Annotated in this window: 15 protein-coding genes; 13 read left to right on the top strand and 2 right to left on the bottom strand. The window is 33.3% G+C overall.

Annotation, left to right across the window (positions count from 1 at the left end; genetic code table 11):
- Nucleotides 1-8: 8 nt before the first annotated feature.
- Nucleotides 9-887 carry a pantoate--beta-alanine ligase gene (gene panC, locus EDB96_RS00075; RefSeq protein WP_134138659.1) on the bottom strand — a complete coding sequence of 293 codons (879 nt, stop codon included), beginning with the start codon at nt 885-887 and terminating at the stop codon, nt 9-11.
- Between the two features lie 77 nt (nt 888-964).
- Between panC and EDB96_RS00070 the strand changes: the two genes are divergently transcribed.
- The 13 genes from EDB96_RS00070 (at nt 965) to EDB96_RS00010 (ending at nt 16,698) form a co-directional block, all read left to right on the top strand.
- Nucleotides 965-1,771, top strand: a complete 807-nt coding sequence (locus EDB96_RS00070) for a glycogen/starch synthase (RefSeq protein WP_134138658.1) — start codon at nt 965-967, stop codon at nt 1,769-1,771.
- Nucleotides 1,772-1,792: 21 nt separating this feature from the next.
- On the top strand, nt 1,793-3,415 hold the full coding sequence (locus EDB96_RS00065; protein WP_134138656.1) for a DUF4270 domain-containing protein: 1,623 nt from the start codon (nt 1,793-1,795) through the stop codon (nt 3,413-3,415).
- A 9-nt stretch (nt 3,416-3,424) separates the two neighbouring features.
- Nucleotides 3,425-5,275 (top strand): glutamine--fructose-6-phosphate transaminase (isomerizing), encoded by a 1,851-nt coding sequence (gene glmS / locus EDB96_RS00060; RefSeq protein WP_057115308.1) that lies wholly within the window; start codon nt 3,425-3,427, stop codon nt 5,273-5,275.
- A 307-nt stretch (nt 5,276-5,582) separates the two neighbouring features.
- The gene (locus tag EDB96_RS00055; RefSeq protein WP_134138655.1) at nt 5,583-8,414 is read left to right on the top strand and encodes a TonB-dependent receptor domain-containing protein; all 2,832 of its coding nucleotides are present in this window, start codon (nt 5,583-5,585) and stop codon (nt 8,412-8,414) included.
- An 84-nt stretch (nt 8,415-8,498) separates the two neighbouring features.
- Nucleotides 8,499-10,025 carry an SGNH/GDSL hydrolase family protein gene (locus EDB96_RS00050; protein ID WP_134138653.1) on the top strand — a complete coding sequence of 509 codons (1,527 nt, stop codon included), beginning with the start codon at nt 8,499-8,501 and terminating at the stop codon, nt 10,023-10,025.
- A gap of 236 nt (nt 10,026-10,261) precedes the next feature.
- A complete protein-coding gene (atpD, locus tag EDB96_RS00045; RefSeq protein ID WP_057115305.1) occupies nt 10,262-11,773 on the top strand; it encodes a F0F1 ATP synthase subunit beta in 1,512 nt (503 codons plus the stop codon).
- An 82-nt stretch (nt 11,774-11,855) separates the two neighbouring features.
- On the top strand, nt 11,856-12,137 hold the full coding sequence (locus EDB96_RS00040) for a F0F1 ATP synthase subunit epsilon (RefSeq protein WP_057115304.1): 282 nt from the start codon (nt 11,856-11,858) through the stop codon (nt 12,135-12,137).
- 207 nt (nt 12,138-12,344) lie between these two features.
- Entirely contained in the window at nt 12,345-12,593 is a 249-nt protein-coding gene (locus EDB96_RS00035; RefSeq protein WP_128414923.1) for a hypothetical protein, read from the top strand.
- 201 nt (nt 12,594-12,794) lie between these two features.
- On the top strand, nt 12,795-13,433 hold the full coding sequence (locus EDB96_RS00030; protein ID WP_134138651.1) for an NAD(P)-dependent oxidoreductase: 639 nt from the start codon (nt 12,795-12,797) through the stop codon (nt 13,431-13,433).
- Nucleotides 13,434-13,510: 77 nt separating this feature from the next.
- Nucleotides 13,511-14,647 carry an aminotransferase class I/II-fold pyridoxal phosphate-dependent enzyme gene (locus EDB96_RS00025; RefSeq protein ID WP_134138650.1) on the top strand — a complete coding sequence of 379 codons (1,137 nt, stop codon included), beginning with the start codon at nt 13,511-13,513 and terminating at the stop codon, nt 14,645-14,647.
- Between the two features lie 72 nt (nt 14,648-14,719).
- Nucleotides 14,720-15,583, top strand: a complete 864-nt coding sequence (locus EDB96_RS00020) for a TraB/GumN family protein (RefSeq protein WP_134138648.1) — start codon at nt 14,720-14,722, stop codon at nt 15,581-15,583.
- Nucleotides 15,584-15,662: 79 nt separating this feature from the next.
- Complete coding sequence (locus EDB96_RS00015; protein ID WP_373428955.1) at nt 15,663-16,094, top strand: RNA polymerase sigma factor; 432 nt, start codon at nt 15,663-15,665, stop codon at nt 16,092-16,094.
- Complete coding sequence (locus EDB96_RS00010) at nt 16,084-16,698, top strand: DUF2975 domain-containing protein (RefSeq protein WP_057115298.1); 615 nt, start codon at nt 16,084-16,086, stop codon at nt 16,696-16,698. The genes EDB96_RS00015 and EDB96_RS00010 overlap by 11 nt, the downstream gene beginning before the upstream one ends.
- Nucleotides 16,699-16,744: 46 nt before the next feature.
- On the opposite strand, the gene EDB96_RS00005 is transcribed toward EDB96_RS00010, so the two are convergent.
- A partial coding sequence (locus EDB96_RS00005; RefSeq protein WP_134138646.1) for a T9SS sorting signal type C domain-containing protein occupies nt 16,745-17,383 on the bottom strand: 639 nt, incomplete at its 5' end.

Here is a 17,383-nt window from a genome sequence, read left to right as displayed (position 1 = left end):
AAGTTAGATTAATTTAATGAAATGGTATCAATCAGTCTTATAGAATTAACAAATACCGCTATAAATGCACGATATTTTTTGTCTTTATCTTTCTGATCGATAGGTAAAAGTGTAGATTCGTCAGCAATAACAAAATATTCAAGTTCAAACTCTTTGTTGTCTTTGAAAGAATTTTCTACAAATTCAACAGTTTCTTGTGGAGTATGAGTTTGAAAAATATCTTTTGCCTCAGTCAATGTTTTGTAGATTATAGAAGCATCTTTGCGTTCTTGTGCCGTTAAACGTTCGTTACGAGAACTCATTGCAAGCTGGTTTTCTTCTCTAAAAATTGGACAGCCAACAATATTTACAGGTAAATTTGTTTTCTCGACCATTTTTTTAACAATTTGAAGCTGCTGAAAATCTTTTTCTCCAAAATAAGCATTTGTCGGAGTTACAATTTCGAAAAGTCTTTTTACAATTGTTCCAACTCCATTAAAATGTCCTGGTCTGAATTTTCCTTCCATCTGATTTTCTAATCCGTCAAAATCAAAAGTTTGAGAAATGGTATTTCCTTCATAAATATCCTCAACAGAAGGTGCGTATAAAATGATTTTATCACTTAATGTACGCATTTTCTTAATATCCTCTTCTAAAGTTCGCGGATATTTTGCTAAATCTTCAGGATTGTTAAATTGTGTTGGATTGACAAAAATGCTCACAACTGTGTCGTCGTTTTCTTTTAACGAACGCTGCATTAAGGCCAAATGTCCTTGGTGTAAAGCGCCCATTGTTGGTACAAATCCGATGGTTGAATTTGCGGTTTTGATAGTTTTAATATAAGCTATCAAAGCTGCTTTACTGTAGAAAATATGCATCGAGGTATTATTAAAATTTAGTGCAAACATAATATATTAGTTATAAACTGCATAAATTTTTGTAATTTTGCGACGTTTTTATTACCAAAATTAAGTAAAATACTATTATGAAAGATAAGAGGATATTATATGTATCATCTGAAGTCGTGCCTTATTTGGCTGAAAATGAGGTTTCTTTAATGTCTTATGACGTTCCGAAAATGATTAATGATCAAGGCGGTCAGATAAGAATTTTCATGCCAAGATACGGGAATATCAACGAGAGAAGACATCAACTGCATGAAGTAATTAGACTTTCTGGGATGAATTTGGTAGTGAATGACTTAGATATGCCATTGATTATCAAAGTAGCATCAATTCCAAAAGAAAGAATTCAGGTTTACTTTATTGATAACGATGAATATTTTAAACGTAAAGCAACCTTCGCAGATGAGGAAGGAGTTTTATACCCTGATAATGATGAGAGAGCAATCTTTTTTGCTAAAGGTGTTGTTGAGACAGTTAAAAAATTAAACTGGGTTCCAGATATTATTCACGTTCATGGCTGGCTGGCGGCAATGCTTCCAATCTACATGAAACATTATTACAAACACGAAGCATTGTTTTCTGAAACTAAAATTATAACTTCTGTATACGGACAGTCTTTTGATGAAAATTTAGATTTGGAGATGATAAATAAAGTTAAATTTGACGGTGTTCCTCATGAGGCTGTATCAGATTTAGAAGTTCCAAATTACGAGAATGTTTTAAAAGCTAGTATATTACATTCTGATGGAGTAATAATAGCATCAGAAAATGTTTCTCCAAGTTTAACAAAATTTATAGAATCTTCAGGAAAACCTTTTTTACCTTTCGCCACGAAAGATGCATTTGCTGACGCTTATACAAATTTCTACAGAACGTTTGGACTTTAAATTTTAACTTTATTATAAAACATGTATAATACTTCTTTTATTAAGAAAATTCTTTTAGCTTTAATTGTTGTTTTTTTATATTCTTGCGATAAAGATTTTAATGCAATTGGTGATGGTTTAATTGGAGATGATCATTTTGGTCTTGAACCAGAGAAATATAATGTTTTAGCATTTAATCAAGAAGTAACTCCTATTCAGTCCAATAACTTGGCGATTAATGCTTTAGGAATTTATGATAATCCAGTATTTGGTACTACAACAGCAAACTTTGTTACGCAATTGGCACTTTCTGCTTATGCTCCTACAATTGGTGAAGCCCCAGTTATTGATAGTGTTAAGCTTGCGATTCCTTATTTTAGTCATGTAAAATCAACAGATACAAACGGAAATAATACGTATGTTCTAGATTCTATTTATGGAGATCAAAATGGAAAAATTAAGCTGAGTGTATATGAGTCAAAAATGCAGATGAGAAGCAGCTATTTTAGTGGTGGGTCTCAATTGCCGCAGTTTTATTATACAGATCAAAACACTGATTTTTTTAATCAAAAAGGAGATGTGCTTTTAAATGATGCACAAATTAAAGATAAATCTGGTAATTTGTTAGAAAACGATCAATTCTATTTTGATCCAGCCGAAATTAAAACTAAAACGATTGATCCAGATACTAAAAAAGAAACTGTTACTAGATCAGTTCCACAGATGACTTTGCATCTTAATAAAGATTTTTTCCAAACAAAAATCTTAAATGCTGCAGCTTCAAAACTTTCTACTGAAGATCTTTTTCAAGAATATTTTAGAGGATTGTATTTTAATGTAGAAAAATCAGGATCTTTTCCTAGTAATATGGCCTTGATGGATTTTTCTAAAGGTGTAATTACTATTTATTATAAAGCTAAAACAGCTTCAACAACAGATGGTGATGCTACAGAAAGCAAGCAAATTCTTTTGAATCTTAAAAGCAGTATAACTGGAGGTATAGTAAATACAGCCAGCTTCCTTCAGGATGTTAGAAAGCCTGATTATGAAAGTGCCATAACTACAAATGTTAATAAAACAGATGGAGATGAAAGGCTTTATTTAAAAGGAGGCCAAGGTGCTCTGGCGGTCATTAGTCTTAATGATTTTGGGGCGCAGCTTGAAACAATTAGAGCTAACAAATGGATGGTAAATGAGGCAAATCTAGTTTTCTATATCGATTCTGATAAGATGACTGGAGCAGATGAGCCGAAAAGAGTTTATTTATACGATTTAGATAACAATACAATTATTACGGATTATTCGGATGGGACTTCTGGTGCATTGAACCCGTTAGATCCTAAAACAACTCGATATATTTATGATGGTATGATAAATGTTGATGCTACCACTAAAAGAGGTAAAACATATAAAATCAGATTAACCAATCATATACGTAATATTATTAAAGACGCAACTGTGAAAAATGTACGATTAGGTTTAGTAGTAACAGAAGATGTAAGCATTATAGCTTCAAATGTACTAAAACTAAAAAACGAAACAATATCACAAGCACCGAGAGCATCGGTTATGAATCCTCTAGGTACAATCTTATATGGCGGAAAAACTTCTATTCCAGATGATAAAAGATTGAGACTCGAGGTTTACTACACGAAACCAAATTAATAAATATATATGTGTGGAATTGTTGGATATATCGGTCATAGAGACGCTTATCCTATTGTAATCAAGGGGCTGAAGCGGCTTGAGTACAGAGGGTATGATAGTGCCGGTGTTATGTTATATGACGATGAGTCAGGCATAAAAGTGTGTAAAACAAAAGGTAAAGTGTCAGACCTTGAAGCTAAAGCTAATGAAGGTTTTACAACAAACGGAAATATTGGAATTGGACATACACGCTGGGCAACCCACGGTGTTCCAAATGATGTAAACTCTCATCCGCATCTTTCAAATTCTGGAGATCTTGTAATTATCCATAATGGAATTATAGAGAATTACGCACCTCTAAAAGAAGAATTGATAAAAAGAGGATACACTTTTAAATCAGATACAGATACTGAGGTTTTAGTTAATTTAATTGAAGAAGTTCAAAAGAAAGAAAACATTAAATTAGGTAAAGCTGTTCAAATTGCATTGAATCAAGTTGTGGGAGCTTATGCAATTGCTGTTTTTGATAAAAAGAATCCGAACGAGATTGTTGCGGCAAGATTAGGAAGTCCGTTGGCAATTGGAGTTGGAGAAGGTGAATATTTTATTGCTTCAGATGCATCACCATTTATTGAATATACTTCTAATGCAGTGTATTTGGAAGATGGAGAGATGGCAAATATAAGACTGCACAAGCCAATCAAAATTAGAAAAATTAAAGATGACTCTTTGGTAGACCCTTATATTCAAGAGCTTCAAATGAATTTGGAGCAAATTGAAAAAGGAGGTTATGACCATTTCATGCTAAAAGAGATTTACGAGCAGCCAAGTGTTATTAAAGATACTTATAGAGGTAGACTTAATGCGAATCAAGGAATTGTTCAAATGGCAGGTGTTGAAGATAATATTGAAAAATTCTTAAACGCTAAGCGAATTCTAATTGTAGCTTGTGGAACTTCTTGGCATGCAGGTTTAGTTGCAGAATATATTTTTGAAGAGTTTACTCGTATTCCTGTTGAAGTAGAATATGCTTCTGAGTTTAGATACAGAAATCCGATTATCAATAAAGATGATGTTGTTATTGCTATCTCGCAATCTGGTGAGACTGCAGATACTATGGCAGCTATCAAATTGGCTAAAGAAAACGGAGCGTTTGTATTTGGTGTTTGTAACGTTGTTGGATCTTCTATTTCAAGAGAAAGTCATGCAGGTGCTTATACACACGCAGGACCAGAGATCGGAGTTGCTTCAACAAAGGCATTTACTACTCAGATCACAGTTTTAACGATGATCGCTTTAAGATTAGGAAAAGCTAAAGGAACTTTATCAAATACAGATTTCCATACTTATCTTCAAGAATTAGAAATTATTCCTGAAAAAGTAGCTGAAGCATTAGAAACCAATGATAAAGCAAAAGAAATTGCTGCTGCCTTTAAAGATTCGCCAAACTGTCTTTATTTAGGTAGAGGATATAATTTTCCAGTTGCTTTAGAGGGTGCTTTAAAGTTAAAAGAAATTTCATATATCCACGCTGAAGGTTATCCAGCTGCCGAAATGAAACACGGTCCAATTGCTTTAATTGATGAATTTATGCCAGTAATTGTTATTGCGCCTAAACAAGGACATTACGACAAGATTGTAAGTAACATTCAGGAAATTAAATCAAGAAGCGGGAAAATCATTGCGGTTGTTACCAAAGGTGATACTCAAGTTCGTGAATTAGCAGATTATGTAATCGAAATTCCAGAAACTTCAGACGCATTGTCTCCATTAGTTACTACAATTCCATTGCAATTGCTTTCTTATTATATAGCTGTAATGAGAGGGTGTAATGTGGATCAGCCTCGTAACCTAGCGAAGTCAGTTACAGTAGAATAACTTCTATTTAAAATACAAATATGTTAAAAAAGCGAGATTTATGTCTCGCTTTTTTTTATTGTCGAATTTTTTTTTCAACACCTGTATTTTTATGAATTTTTCATTTTTTTAATCAAAAATTGTATGTATGCATAGTAAGTAAGATTTTCTTGTGGTCTTCTTTGATTTTATTTTAATAAAACTCATTGATGAATAGTTAAAATATTGATTAAAATAGTGCTAAATATTAATTTTATTTAACGTTTTTTTATACATATGAAAATATTTATGTATTTTGGCTATATATACTAACGAAAAAACTAACCCAATGAGAGTCTACTTGCTAATTATGTTGTTATTCAGCGGAATATCCTTTGCGCAGAATACAATAACAGGTTCGGTTACAGATGGTAACAAACAATCTATTCCAGGTGCTAATGTTATTGTTGTCGGTGAAAATAGTGGTGCGTCTACTGATTTCGACGGATCATTTAAATTGACAACCAATTCTAAACTTCCTTTTTCTGTAAAAGTTTCTGCAGTAGGATTTGCGTCAAAAACGATTAATGTAACCACGGCTAATCAAAAGTTGAATGTAATTCTAATTGATGAAGAAACTAAATTAGATGAAATTGTAGTTTCAGCATCCAGAACACCAGAAAGAGTTTTGGAATCTCCTGTGACAATTGAAAGAATGGGAATTCAGGAAATAAAAAGGACGGCTTCTCCAACTTTTTATGATGGTCTAGAAAATATGAAAGAGGTACAGATGAATACCAGTAGTATGTCTTTCAAGTCAATCAATACAAGGGGATTTGCGACTGTTGCAAATACTCGTTTTATGCAGTTGGTAGATGGTATGGATAACTCTTCTCCATTGCTGAATTTTGTTTTAGGAAACATGATTGGGGTTTCGGAAATCGATGTTCAGAGTGTGGAACTTCTGCCAGGTGCTTCATCTGCATTATATGGAGCAAATGCTTTTAATGGAATTTTATTCATGACCAGTAAAAGTCCATTTACAAATCAAGGTGTTTCAGCTTATTTTAAATATGGAGTAACTTCTCAAGAAGCTGCGGGCACAAATAGTTATTATGATTTTGGTATTCGATTTGCTCGCGCTTTTAATAAATACTTTGCTGCTAAAGCGAATTTCACCTATATGGAAGCTACAGATTGGTATGCTACAAATTATAATGACAAGACAAGGACGGGCATTGATAGAACGAATCCTAGTTATGATGGAATCAATGTTTATGGTGATGAGGCAGCGACGAATATTAAAGGCGTTGGTCAGAAGTTAGAGGCAATGGGGTTAATTCCGGCTGGTGCATCTAATCTTTTACCGAATTCTATGGTTAGTAGAACAGGTTATAATGAAATTGATTTAACGGATAATAAGGCGTCGAATATTAAGATTGATTTTTCTTTGCATGCACGACCTTTTGGAGATGAAAAGTTGGAAATTATCTGGCAGAGTAAAATTGGTACAGGGAATGCTGTTTATCAAGGAGCTAACAGGTATTATCTGAATGATTTTTTTATGTACCAGAATAAATTAGAATTTAAAGGGAAAAACTTTTTTGTAAGAGGGTACATGACTGGGGAAGATGGAGGTCATTCTTATGATATGGTTTTTACGGGTATCAATGTTAATAGAAAATGGAAAGATGATAATACTTGGTTTGGTCAATATGCAGGCGCATATATACAAGGTACATTGGCAGGTATGACGCCTGAGCAGGCACATGCGGCAGGAAGAACTACTGCAGATACTGGTCGTTTCTTGCCAGGAACAGCAGAATTTAAAAATGCTTTTAATCAAGTTACAAATGAGGAAGATGTTCTTTCTGGTTCAAAATTAGTTGATAACTCAAAAATTTACCATTCTGATGCAAACTATAACTTTAGAGATCTAATAAAATTTGCAGAAATTCAGGTGGGAGGTTCTTTTAGAGCTTATGAACTGAATTCTCATGGAAGAATTTATACAGATGCAAATGGTCCTATAGATTATAATGAATATGGGGCCTATGCTCAATTGATGAAAAAATTCATGGATGACAGATTGAAGTTTACAGGTTCTCTTCGTTATGATAAATCTAAAAATTTTGATGGAAACTTTTCACCGCGTTTGTCTCTAGTGTATTCAGGAGGAGAGAAGAGAAATCATAATTTTAGAGGATCTTTCCAAACAGGTTTTAGAAATCCTTCTACTCAAGATCAATATATTGGATTTAATATTGGAAGTGCTGTGTTGATTGGTTCTGCGCCGGATAACTTGACGAGATTTAGTGAGACATTTGCATTAAGTGCTGAAGGTCAATCTTACAGCAACGGAAACACTACTAAAGATATGACTGGTGTTGATGCTTACAATAATTCTTATTTAGCAAGTTCTGTAAATGCGTTTTCGGCTATGGCAGGAAGTAATCCAATCGCGGCAGCAGCTTTGTTAAAGAAATCGAGAGCGAACTTAGTAAAACCTGAAGAAGTAAAAGCTTTTGAAATTGGATATCGTTCTATTTTTGAAGGTATGTCAATAGATCTTAACGGTTACTATAATATTTATAATAATTTCATTGGTACTTTAAATGTAATTTCTCCTTACTACGGAACAGCACAGGATAATCCAAATCTTGCGGCAGGAACTACAGATGAAGGAGTGCAGTCTGTAAGAGCTATTCAAAATGGAGAATATAGAGTGTATCAATTGTATACCAATTCAGATGTAGAAATACATTCATTAGGATTTGGGGTTGGACTTTCTAGAAAAATAATTTCTGATTTCGAATTAGGAGTAAATTATAACTATGCTCAATTCGATTTTGATCAAGAAAAAGATCCAAGTTTTGAAGCTGGATTTAATACTCCAAAACATAGAGTTAAAATGTCACTTGGAAATGATAAACTGTTCAAGAATTTTGGCTTCAGTGTTAGTGGAAGGTGGAACAGTGAATATCTGTGGCAGGCAGGTTTTGCTGATGGTGTGATCAAATCTGCAACTGTAATCGATGCGCAGATAAATTATGGAATTCCAAAATTGAAATCAGTTGTAAAATTAGGAGCGGCTAACATTGGTGGTAAAGAATATTATCAAGTTATTGGAGCGGGATTAATTGGACAGCAGTATTTTGCTTCTTGGACTATCAATCCATAATTGATTTATTAACTCAGTGTAAAATTCATTATATATGTTTCTGAATTTATGATTTGGAAATGAATAAATTTAAATATAGAAATTATGATAAAAAATTTCAAATGGCTTTTATTGGTTTCGCTAACCTTTATGGCTTGTAATAGTGATGACGATATGGTTGTTCCTGTGGAATCGTCTGATGGGAAGCCTTTGACAGCTGGAAGTGCAGATTTTTCTAAATATGTGGCATTAGGAGATTCTTTTGCGGCAGGTTTTAGTGATAATGCCTTATTTATTAAGGGACAAGAAGGTGCTTATCCAAACATTTTGGCACAGCAATTTGCTTTAGTTGGCGGAGGAGAGTTTAAAACGCCTTTTTCAAATGATAATATTGGGGGGTTGTTATTAGGAGGGAATGTTATTTTTGGGCCTCGTTTATATTTTAAGAGTGCACCAGTTCCAGTTGAGGGAACACCAACGACAGAAGTTACAGCGCATTTGTCTGGTACTTTTGGTAATTTAGGAGTTCCTGGAGCTAAAAGTTTCCATTTGTTAGCGCCTGGTTATGGTAATCCAGCAGGAGTTGTTGCAGGAACAGCAAATCCTTATTTTGCTCGTTTTGCATCAAGTGCGACAACTACAGTTCTTGCCGATGCTTTAAGTCAAAATCCTACTTTCTTCTCTTTGTGGATAGGAGGTAATGATGAGTTGGGCTACGCAACTGCTGGTGGTGATCCGACAGTAAATCCGTTAACGCCGCCGGCTACTTTTGCGGCAGCATATAACGCTTTGGTTACACAGCTTGTTTCTGGTGGAAGAAAAGGAGTTGTGGCTAATTTACCTGTAATTACTACTCTTCCTCATTTTCATGTAATTACCTACAATCAGTTAACTCAAGCGAATTTAAGTGCTGGAGGAGTGAGTTTGGTTGGTACTTTAAATGCTCAATTATATGGTCCGTTGCATAATGCATTAGCATTTTTAGGTCAGGGAAGCAGAATTAATCTTTTGTCTGCAACAGGAAATAATCCATTATTAATTGTAGACGAGACCCTGCCTGATCTTTCAGCAAATTTAAAAGCAGTATTAATGGGAGGTGGATTAGATGCTACAACTGCTACAGTAATGGGACAGATTTTTGGAAGAGCTAGACAAGCACTGCCTACTGATTTAATTGTTTTGGGCGCTTCATCTAGAATAGGTAAAGTTCCAACAGTTGCCGCTGATGGAATTGCTTCGCCTTCGCCTTCTTTGTCACAATTAGGAGTGACCTTTCCGTTGCCAGACAGATATGTTTTACTGCCTTCTGAAGTTGCTGAAATTGAAACGGCTACGAATGCTTATAATTTAACGATTAAAGCTGCAGCAGATGCGAATGGATTGGCAATTGTTGATGCTAAATCAATTATGGATGATCTAAATAAACCAAACGGAATTACAATGAATAACTTTACACTAAAAGCTACATTTGTTACTGGTGGAATGTTCTCTCTAGATGGAGTTCATCCTTCTCCAAGAGGATATGCTTTTATTGCAAATAAATTTATTGAGGTAATAAATGCTAAATATGGTTCAAATCTAAAAGGGGTGGATATTGGTAACTATCAAGTTTTATTTCCAGCTACATTATAATTGAAACTATTTTTAACTTCAAAAAGCCGCTCATTTTTAGGATGCAGCGGTTTTTTTTCTTTTATTAAAAAAATGTCGATTTTGTGATTTTATAGGTGAGTTTTATGAATCAAACAAAATCATGCTATTTTTTATGAAAAAAAAATTGATTTTATATTTTAAAAAATTATCTTTGCGCTCTGAAAAAAGAGGTATTTTCGATAAACCTAAATAGCTATTTAATAAATACATAAGTAATGTCAAAAGTAATAGGAAAAGTTGCTCAAATCATTGGACCAGTAGTAGACGTAGTTTTCAACGGTAAAGATGTTGAACTTCCAAAAATTTATGATTCACTAGAAATCACTAAAAAAGATGGAACTATTTTAGTTCTAGAAGTACAATCTCATATTGGTGAAAACACTGTTCGTACCATTTCTATGGATTCAACAGATGGTTTAAGCAGAGGATATGAAGTAGTTGGAACTGGAAATCCAATCCAAATGCCAATCGGTCCAGACGTATATGGAAGATTATTTAATGTTGTTGGAGATGCCATTGACGGTTTAGGTGATTTGCCAAAAACTGGAGAAAATGGTCTGCCAATTCACAGACAAGCTCCTAAATTCGAAGATTTATCAACTTCATCTGAAGTTTTATTCACAGGTATTAAAGTAATCGATTTGATCGAGCCTTATGCAAAAGGAGGTAAAATTGGATTGTTTGGTGGTGCTGGTGTTGGTAAAACAGTATTGATTCAGGAGTTGATCAACAATATTGCAAAAGGTCACGGTGGACTTTCAGTATTCGCAGGAGTAGGTGAAAGAACACGTGAAGGGAATGACTTACTTCGTGAGATGTTAGAGTCAGGAATTATTAAATACGGTGATGATTTCATGCACTCTATGGAAAATGGAGGATGGGATTTATCTAAAGTAGATATGCCAGGAATGAGAGAGTCTAAAGCTACTTTCGTTTTCGGACAAATGAATGAGCCACCTGGAGCTCGTGCACGTGTGGCACTTTCAGGATTATCTATCGCTGAGTATTTCCGTGATGGAGCTGGATCTGATCAAGGTAAAGATGTATTATTCTTCGTTGATAATATCTTCCGTTTTACACAAGCAGGTTCTGAGGTATCAGCACTTTTAGGTCGTATGCCATCTGCGGTAGGTTACCAACCAACGTTAGCAACTGAAATGGGTGCTATGCAAGAGCGTATTACATCTACAAACAAAGGATCTATTACATCTGTACAGGCGGTTTACGTTCCTGCGGATGACTTAACTGACCCGGCGCCAGCAACAACGTTTGCTCACTTAGATGCTACAACTGTATTGTCTCGTAAAATTGCTGAGTTAGGTATCTATCCTGCGGTTGACCCGTTAGATTCTACTTCAAGAATTTTAACTCCACATATCTTAGGAGATGAGCACTACAACTGTGCACAAAGAGTAAAAGAGATTCTTCAAAAATACAAACAATTACAAGATATCATCGCGATTCTTGGTATGGAGGAGTTATCTGAAGAAGATAAACTTTCAGTATCAAGAGCACGTCGTGTACAACGTTTCTTGTCTCAACCTTTCCACGTTGCAGAGCAATTTACAGGTATCCCAGGTGTATTAGTTGATATTAAAGATACTATCAAAGGTTTCAACATGATTATCGATGGTGAGTTAGATCACCTTCCAGAGGCTGCTTTCAACTTGAAAGGTTCTATTCAAGATGCAATCGAAGCTGGAGAAAAAATGTTAGCTGAAGCATAAAAATAAAGTTAAAAGTTAGAAGTTAAAGGTTATACGTTTCGTAACTTTTAACTTTTAACAAATAACTTCTAACTTAAAAAATATGATTTTAGAAATAGTATCACCAGAAGCTAAATTATTTTCAGGAGAGGTAACTTCGGTTACTTTGCCAGGAGTTGATGGAAGCTTTCAGATTTTAAATCATCACGCACCAATTGTTTCTATCTTAGAAGAAGGAACAATTAAAATTGCAGCTCCTAGCTTTAATTTTTCTAAGGAAGCCGTTGATAAATTCAAGAGAGTAAATGACCAAACTTATACTTTAGAGATTAAGTCAGGAACAATCGAGATGAAAAATAATAAAATTATTGTTTTAGTAGACTAAAACAAATTTTAAAATAAGTAGAAAAACCAGACAGTCTTTGTCTGGTTTTTTTATTTGTAGATAAACGTAATTGAAGTAGCTGTTTGTTTTATTTGTAATAAAAATAATATATTTTAAAAAATAAGTAAGAAAATTACTTAATACAATATATATTTGTAGCTCTATTAACAAATTAAACCACTTATTATGAAAAGATTTTCTGTAGTAATGCTAGTACTAGCATTAGGATTTGGGACAATGTCCCTAACTTCGAGTTCTAATTGTATCAATGAGATTTCAGCTGAAGCAGCAAATGTTGTAGTTGGTCCAACATATACAGCCCCTTGGCTAGGTGTCTGTTGCGAATCGCCACTTACTGCGGTTGAACGTGATATTGCAAAACGTGGCTATCCTGCTACTACTCAATACTTAATTAACAGCACAACAAGTAATACGGTAACTTACACAATTAATTAAATTCTTTAAAAAATTATAGTTTTCGTAAATGTATTTTATGGCCAGATTTAATATCTGGCTTTTTTTATTTTCGTACTTTTGAAATATTAAAATCTCTTTATAAAATATTTGATCATTTGTAAAAGCTCAGTAAGCTTTTATGTTTTGTTTCATCAACGATGAAGCACAATCTTTTATTATCAAATTTTATAAAGAATACTTATGAAAAATATATCAAAAGTTGCCGTTCTTGGAGGCGGAGGAAGAACTGGAAATTATCTTGTGAACCAGTTATTAAAAAAGGAATTCAGCGTAAAACTTTTGCTGAGAAATCCTGAAAGTTTTGAAATTGTAAATCCCGATATTGAAATTGTCAAAGGTGACTCATTAGATCTTGAAGCGATTAAATCAGTAATGCATGATTGTCAGGCAGTACTTAATACAATTAGTCAGAGAAAAGATGAACCTCTTGTGGCATATGGAACCACCAAGAATGTCTTAAATGCCATGAAAGAATATAATATAGATCGTTATGTTCTTTTAGCTGGTCTTAATATCGATACACCATTCGATAAAAAAAGTCCAAAAACTATTATGGCAACCGACTGGATGAAAACTAATTTTCCGTCAATTCAGATCGATAGGCAAAATACCTATAATCTTTTGACTGAAAGTGATGTAAACTGGACGCAAGTTCGAGTTCCTTTTATTGAATTTAAAAATGAAACTAATGCAATAGATGTAAATCTCGAAGATTGTTTAGGAGATAAAATTACTGCATTAGATATTTCGGATTTTATGATTAATGAAATGGTTGAATCACAATATAGCAGGAAGTCACCTTTCATTAGTGCTAAATAATTAGTAAATTTAAAACAACGGACTTAATACAAGTCCGTTGTTTGTTTACTGTAATTTCAATTTTATACTTTTGTTTTATGAAACTACCTGAAAATCTTGGCGAGAAAATAGAAAATTGTAGGCAGGATAATTCCCTTAAAAAATTGCCTGTATTTAATAACGTAGTTGATTTTTCTTCCAATGATTATATTGGTTTTTCAAAATCTGAAGTAATTTTTAGAAATGTCCATGCTTATTTGGTAGAAAATGAAATTTTTCAAAATGGGGCAACTGGCTCTAGATTGGTTTCTGGGAATCATTCACTTTATCACATTGCAGAAAACTTTATAGCGCAGTTTCATGATGCAGAAGCTGCTTTAATTTTTAATTCGGGTTACGATGCCAATATTGCTTTTTTTAGCGCTGTACCCCAAGAAAATGATGTTGTTTTGTATGATGAGCTATGTCATACTTCAATAAAAGACGGAATTTCGATTTCTAGTGCCAAATCTTTTAAATTTAATCACAATGACTTTGAAGATTTAGAACGTTTAATTCTAGAATTTCCAAATCAATTGGTTTATATCGTCACAGAAAGTGTTTTTTCAATAGACGGCGACAGCCCAAATCTAGAAGAATTAATTGCGCTTTCAGAAAAACACAATTGCTATGTAATTGTTGATGAATCCAACACGTTAGGGGTTTTTGGCGAAAGAGGAGAAGGTCTTAGTCAGTATCTTCAATTACATGATAAAATTTTTGCACGAATCATGACTTTTGGAAAAGGTTTAGGATGTTATGGTGCGGGCATTCTTGGTTCTGTTGAACTGAAAGAATATCTCATAAATTTTGCAAAAAACTTTATTTACTCAACGGGTTTGTCTCCTCATTCAGTTGCAACTATTTTGATAGCTTATCAACATTTGGAAATTGAAAAAGAGGCTATTGAAAAACTTCGCCAAAACATCATATATTTTAATCAGTATAAAAATTTATTAGGCTTAAAGCCAATGTTTGTTCGTAGTAAATCTGCTATACATTGTGCGATTGTTCCTGGAAATGAAAATGCCAAAAAGCTGGAGCAGGAACTTCAAGATAAAGGATTTGATGTGCAGTCAATTCTGTCGCCAATTGTACCACAAGGGCAGGAACGTCTTCGTTTTTGTATTCATAATTACAATTCACAAGAACAAATTAATCAAGCTTTAGAGTTGCTAAGAGATTTTATTTTCTGAAAATTTTAAAATTTCTTGTAACGTTTTAATGATTCGATTACTTACCAGTCGTAATCAAATAAACCCATAAACATGAAAACAATATTTCGATTTGCAGGAATACTATTTATATTCTTTTTTTCTTCAACTATTTCAGCACAGGAAAAATCACCTAAACTAGAAAATTCACTTTTGTGGGAAGTTTCAGGAAAAGGACTTGAAAAGCCGTCTTATTTGTATGGAACGATCCATATGATTTGTTCAAAGGATTATTTTTTATCTGAAAAAGCAAAAAAAGCATTTGACGCCTCAAATAAATTATATTTAGAAATCAATTTTACAGATCCCAATGAAATGAGCCAAATGCAGCAGTTGGCAATGGGAAAAGAACCACTAAGTAAAAAATTAAGTCCAGAACAATTGGCAAAACTAGATTTAATTTTAAAAAAGAGCACAGGAATGAGTGTGCAGCAAGTAGATAGTTTCAGTCTTTTAACAGTCTTAAGTTTGATTAGTATGAAAAGTTTTGGCTGCACAGATCTTAAGTTTTATGAAATGGAGTTTTCTGATGCGGCTAAAAAAAGAAATGTCTCAATTTCTGGTCTTGAAACCGTAAAAGCTCAATTTGAAATTTTGGAAAATGCTTATTCAAATGATGAAATTTTAAAGCTTTTAGAAGAATCAACTTCTGAGGAATCAGAGCAATTAGTTACTGCATACAAAAATGAAAACATTGATAGCATGTATGCTTTAACAACTGATGAAAAATTTACAAGTGAAAAAACAAAGAAGCAGATTCTTGACAATAGAAATTTGAATTGGGTAAAAGCAATGCCAGAGTTAATGAAACAAAATAGAGTTTTCTTCGCTGTTGGCGCTGGGCATTTGGGAGGTGAATTTGGAGTTATTAATTTATTGAGAAAAGAAGGGTATACTGTAAAACCGATAACGAACTAAATCTGTTTTGAAAGAGAAAGAACAAGAATTTTTGAATCGGATACAAAGCCATAAAGGAATTTTATATAAAGTTTCTAAAATGTATATGGATAATTCTGATGATCAGCAGGATTTGTTTCAGGAAATCGTCTGCCAGCTTTGGAAATCATATGATTCTTTTCGAAATGAAAGTCAGTTTTCGACTTGGATGTATAGAGTAGCAGTAAATACAGCAATTGTATTTTTAAAGAAAGAAAAGCGAAAGATAGATAAATATGAAATCGATTCGGATAATATTAAAGAAGACGAAAATGATTCTCATATAAAAGAAAGTCAGCTGGATCATTTTTATAAAGCGGTACAAAAGCTGGATAAAATTGATAAAGCCATAATCTTCTATCAATTAGAAGGCTTCTCTCATAAAGAAATTGGTCAGAATCTCGGAATTTCTGAAGGAAATGCCAGAGTAAAATTGAACAGAGCCAAAGAAAAATTAAAAGAAATTATTAAAAATCAGGGATATGGATTTTAACGATATACAAAATGCATGGAATAATGAAAAACCCGAAAATATTATTCTGCCAGAAAATTTAGAGAAGATTCAATCTGCGAATACTCCATTAGATAAAATTAAAAAAAATCTAAAAAATGAATTCATTTATCAAATCCTGTCTATTGTTTTGATAGGTACAGTTCCTTTTATATGTGATTTTCCACCCAAGATGACTTTTCTGTATTATTTGCTGTACAGTCTTTTTGTAGCAGTCTGTGTTTATTATTTGACGAAGCTTTACTTTTTTTATAAGCGGTTGAATAATATAACTCTGAGAACAAAAGACAGTTTGTATGAAACCTATTTTGATATTAGGCTAAATATGGAATTGTATAAAACTTTTGGATTTGCTTTGACGCCGTTTTTAGTTTTATATTTTTTAGGCTTTTATTATTATGCGTTTACCAAGATACCAGGGTTTGTTGATCATGAATTTTCTAGCGGCCAACTCATCGGATTCTTTCTAGTGGTTGTTTTTACAATGCTCTTTATGGGAATTTCTCTAGAATGGTGGGTTCATAAATTTTATGGAAAGTTTGCCAAAGAAATAAAGAAGGTGATTGACGAATTGAAAGAAGAATAAAAAACAAGAAACCCATCAAATTATGATGGGTTTCTTGTTTTAGGAATTAATCCGTGATTATTTTTTTTGATGTGCTATGACCATTCTGTAGATTAATCTTTAGCAGTAAAACTTGATTTCCTGTCTGCAAATTCGAAATTTGAAATTCTGTACTATTAATTTTTTTCTTATTGAATATTTCCTGACCCAGTACATTATAAATAATAACATCATTGATAGTTTCTTTTGAAGAAGAAATTCTAACTATTTTATTTTTAACTGAGACTAAAATTCCATCTGAAATATTTTCAAAGTCATCTGTTCCTAAAGTTTTAGAAGTATAACGAAGGACAAAACGGTCTGTAAATGTTCCAATTGCAGTTTTAAAAGTATAATTTTCTTTGCGAAGATCTGTTATTTTTCCTGTTGTTTTATCTTCTAAATAAACAGCCTGCGTGTCGAAGAATCCGTCTGCATGGTCAATTGCAATGGTAAAATCACCTTCAATTAAAGCTTTATATCCTAAAGGCACCAGATCGCCGGTGTCAAAAGGCAGTGCACGTCCCTGAATGGTTAGTTTTTTAGATTCGCTGATGCTGTAAAAATCGATATATGCGTTGGCACCCATTGTTACGGCATCGTAGTTTACATCTATTGTATTTGTTGCTCCCTGGACATAACCGACAAGTGCTTGTTTAAGAATGCC

The organism is Flavobacterium sp. S87F.05.LMB.W.Kidney.N (assembly GCF_004366435.1).
Lineage (GTDB): Bacteria > Bacteroidota > Bacteroidia > Flavobacteriales > Flavobacteriaceae > Flavobacterium.
The sequence above is the reverse complement of the archived record's forward strand: the minus strand, read 5'-3'. Positions and strand labels throughout refer to the sequence as shown.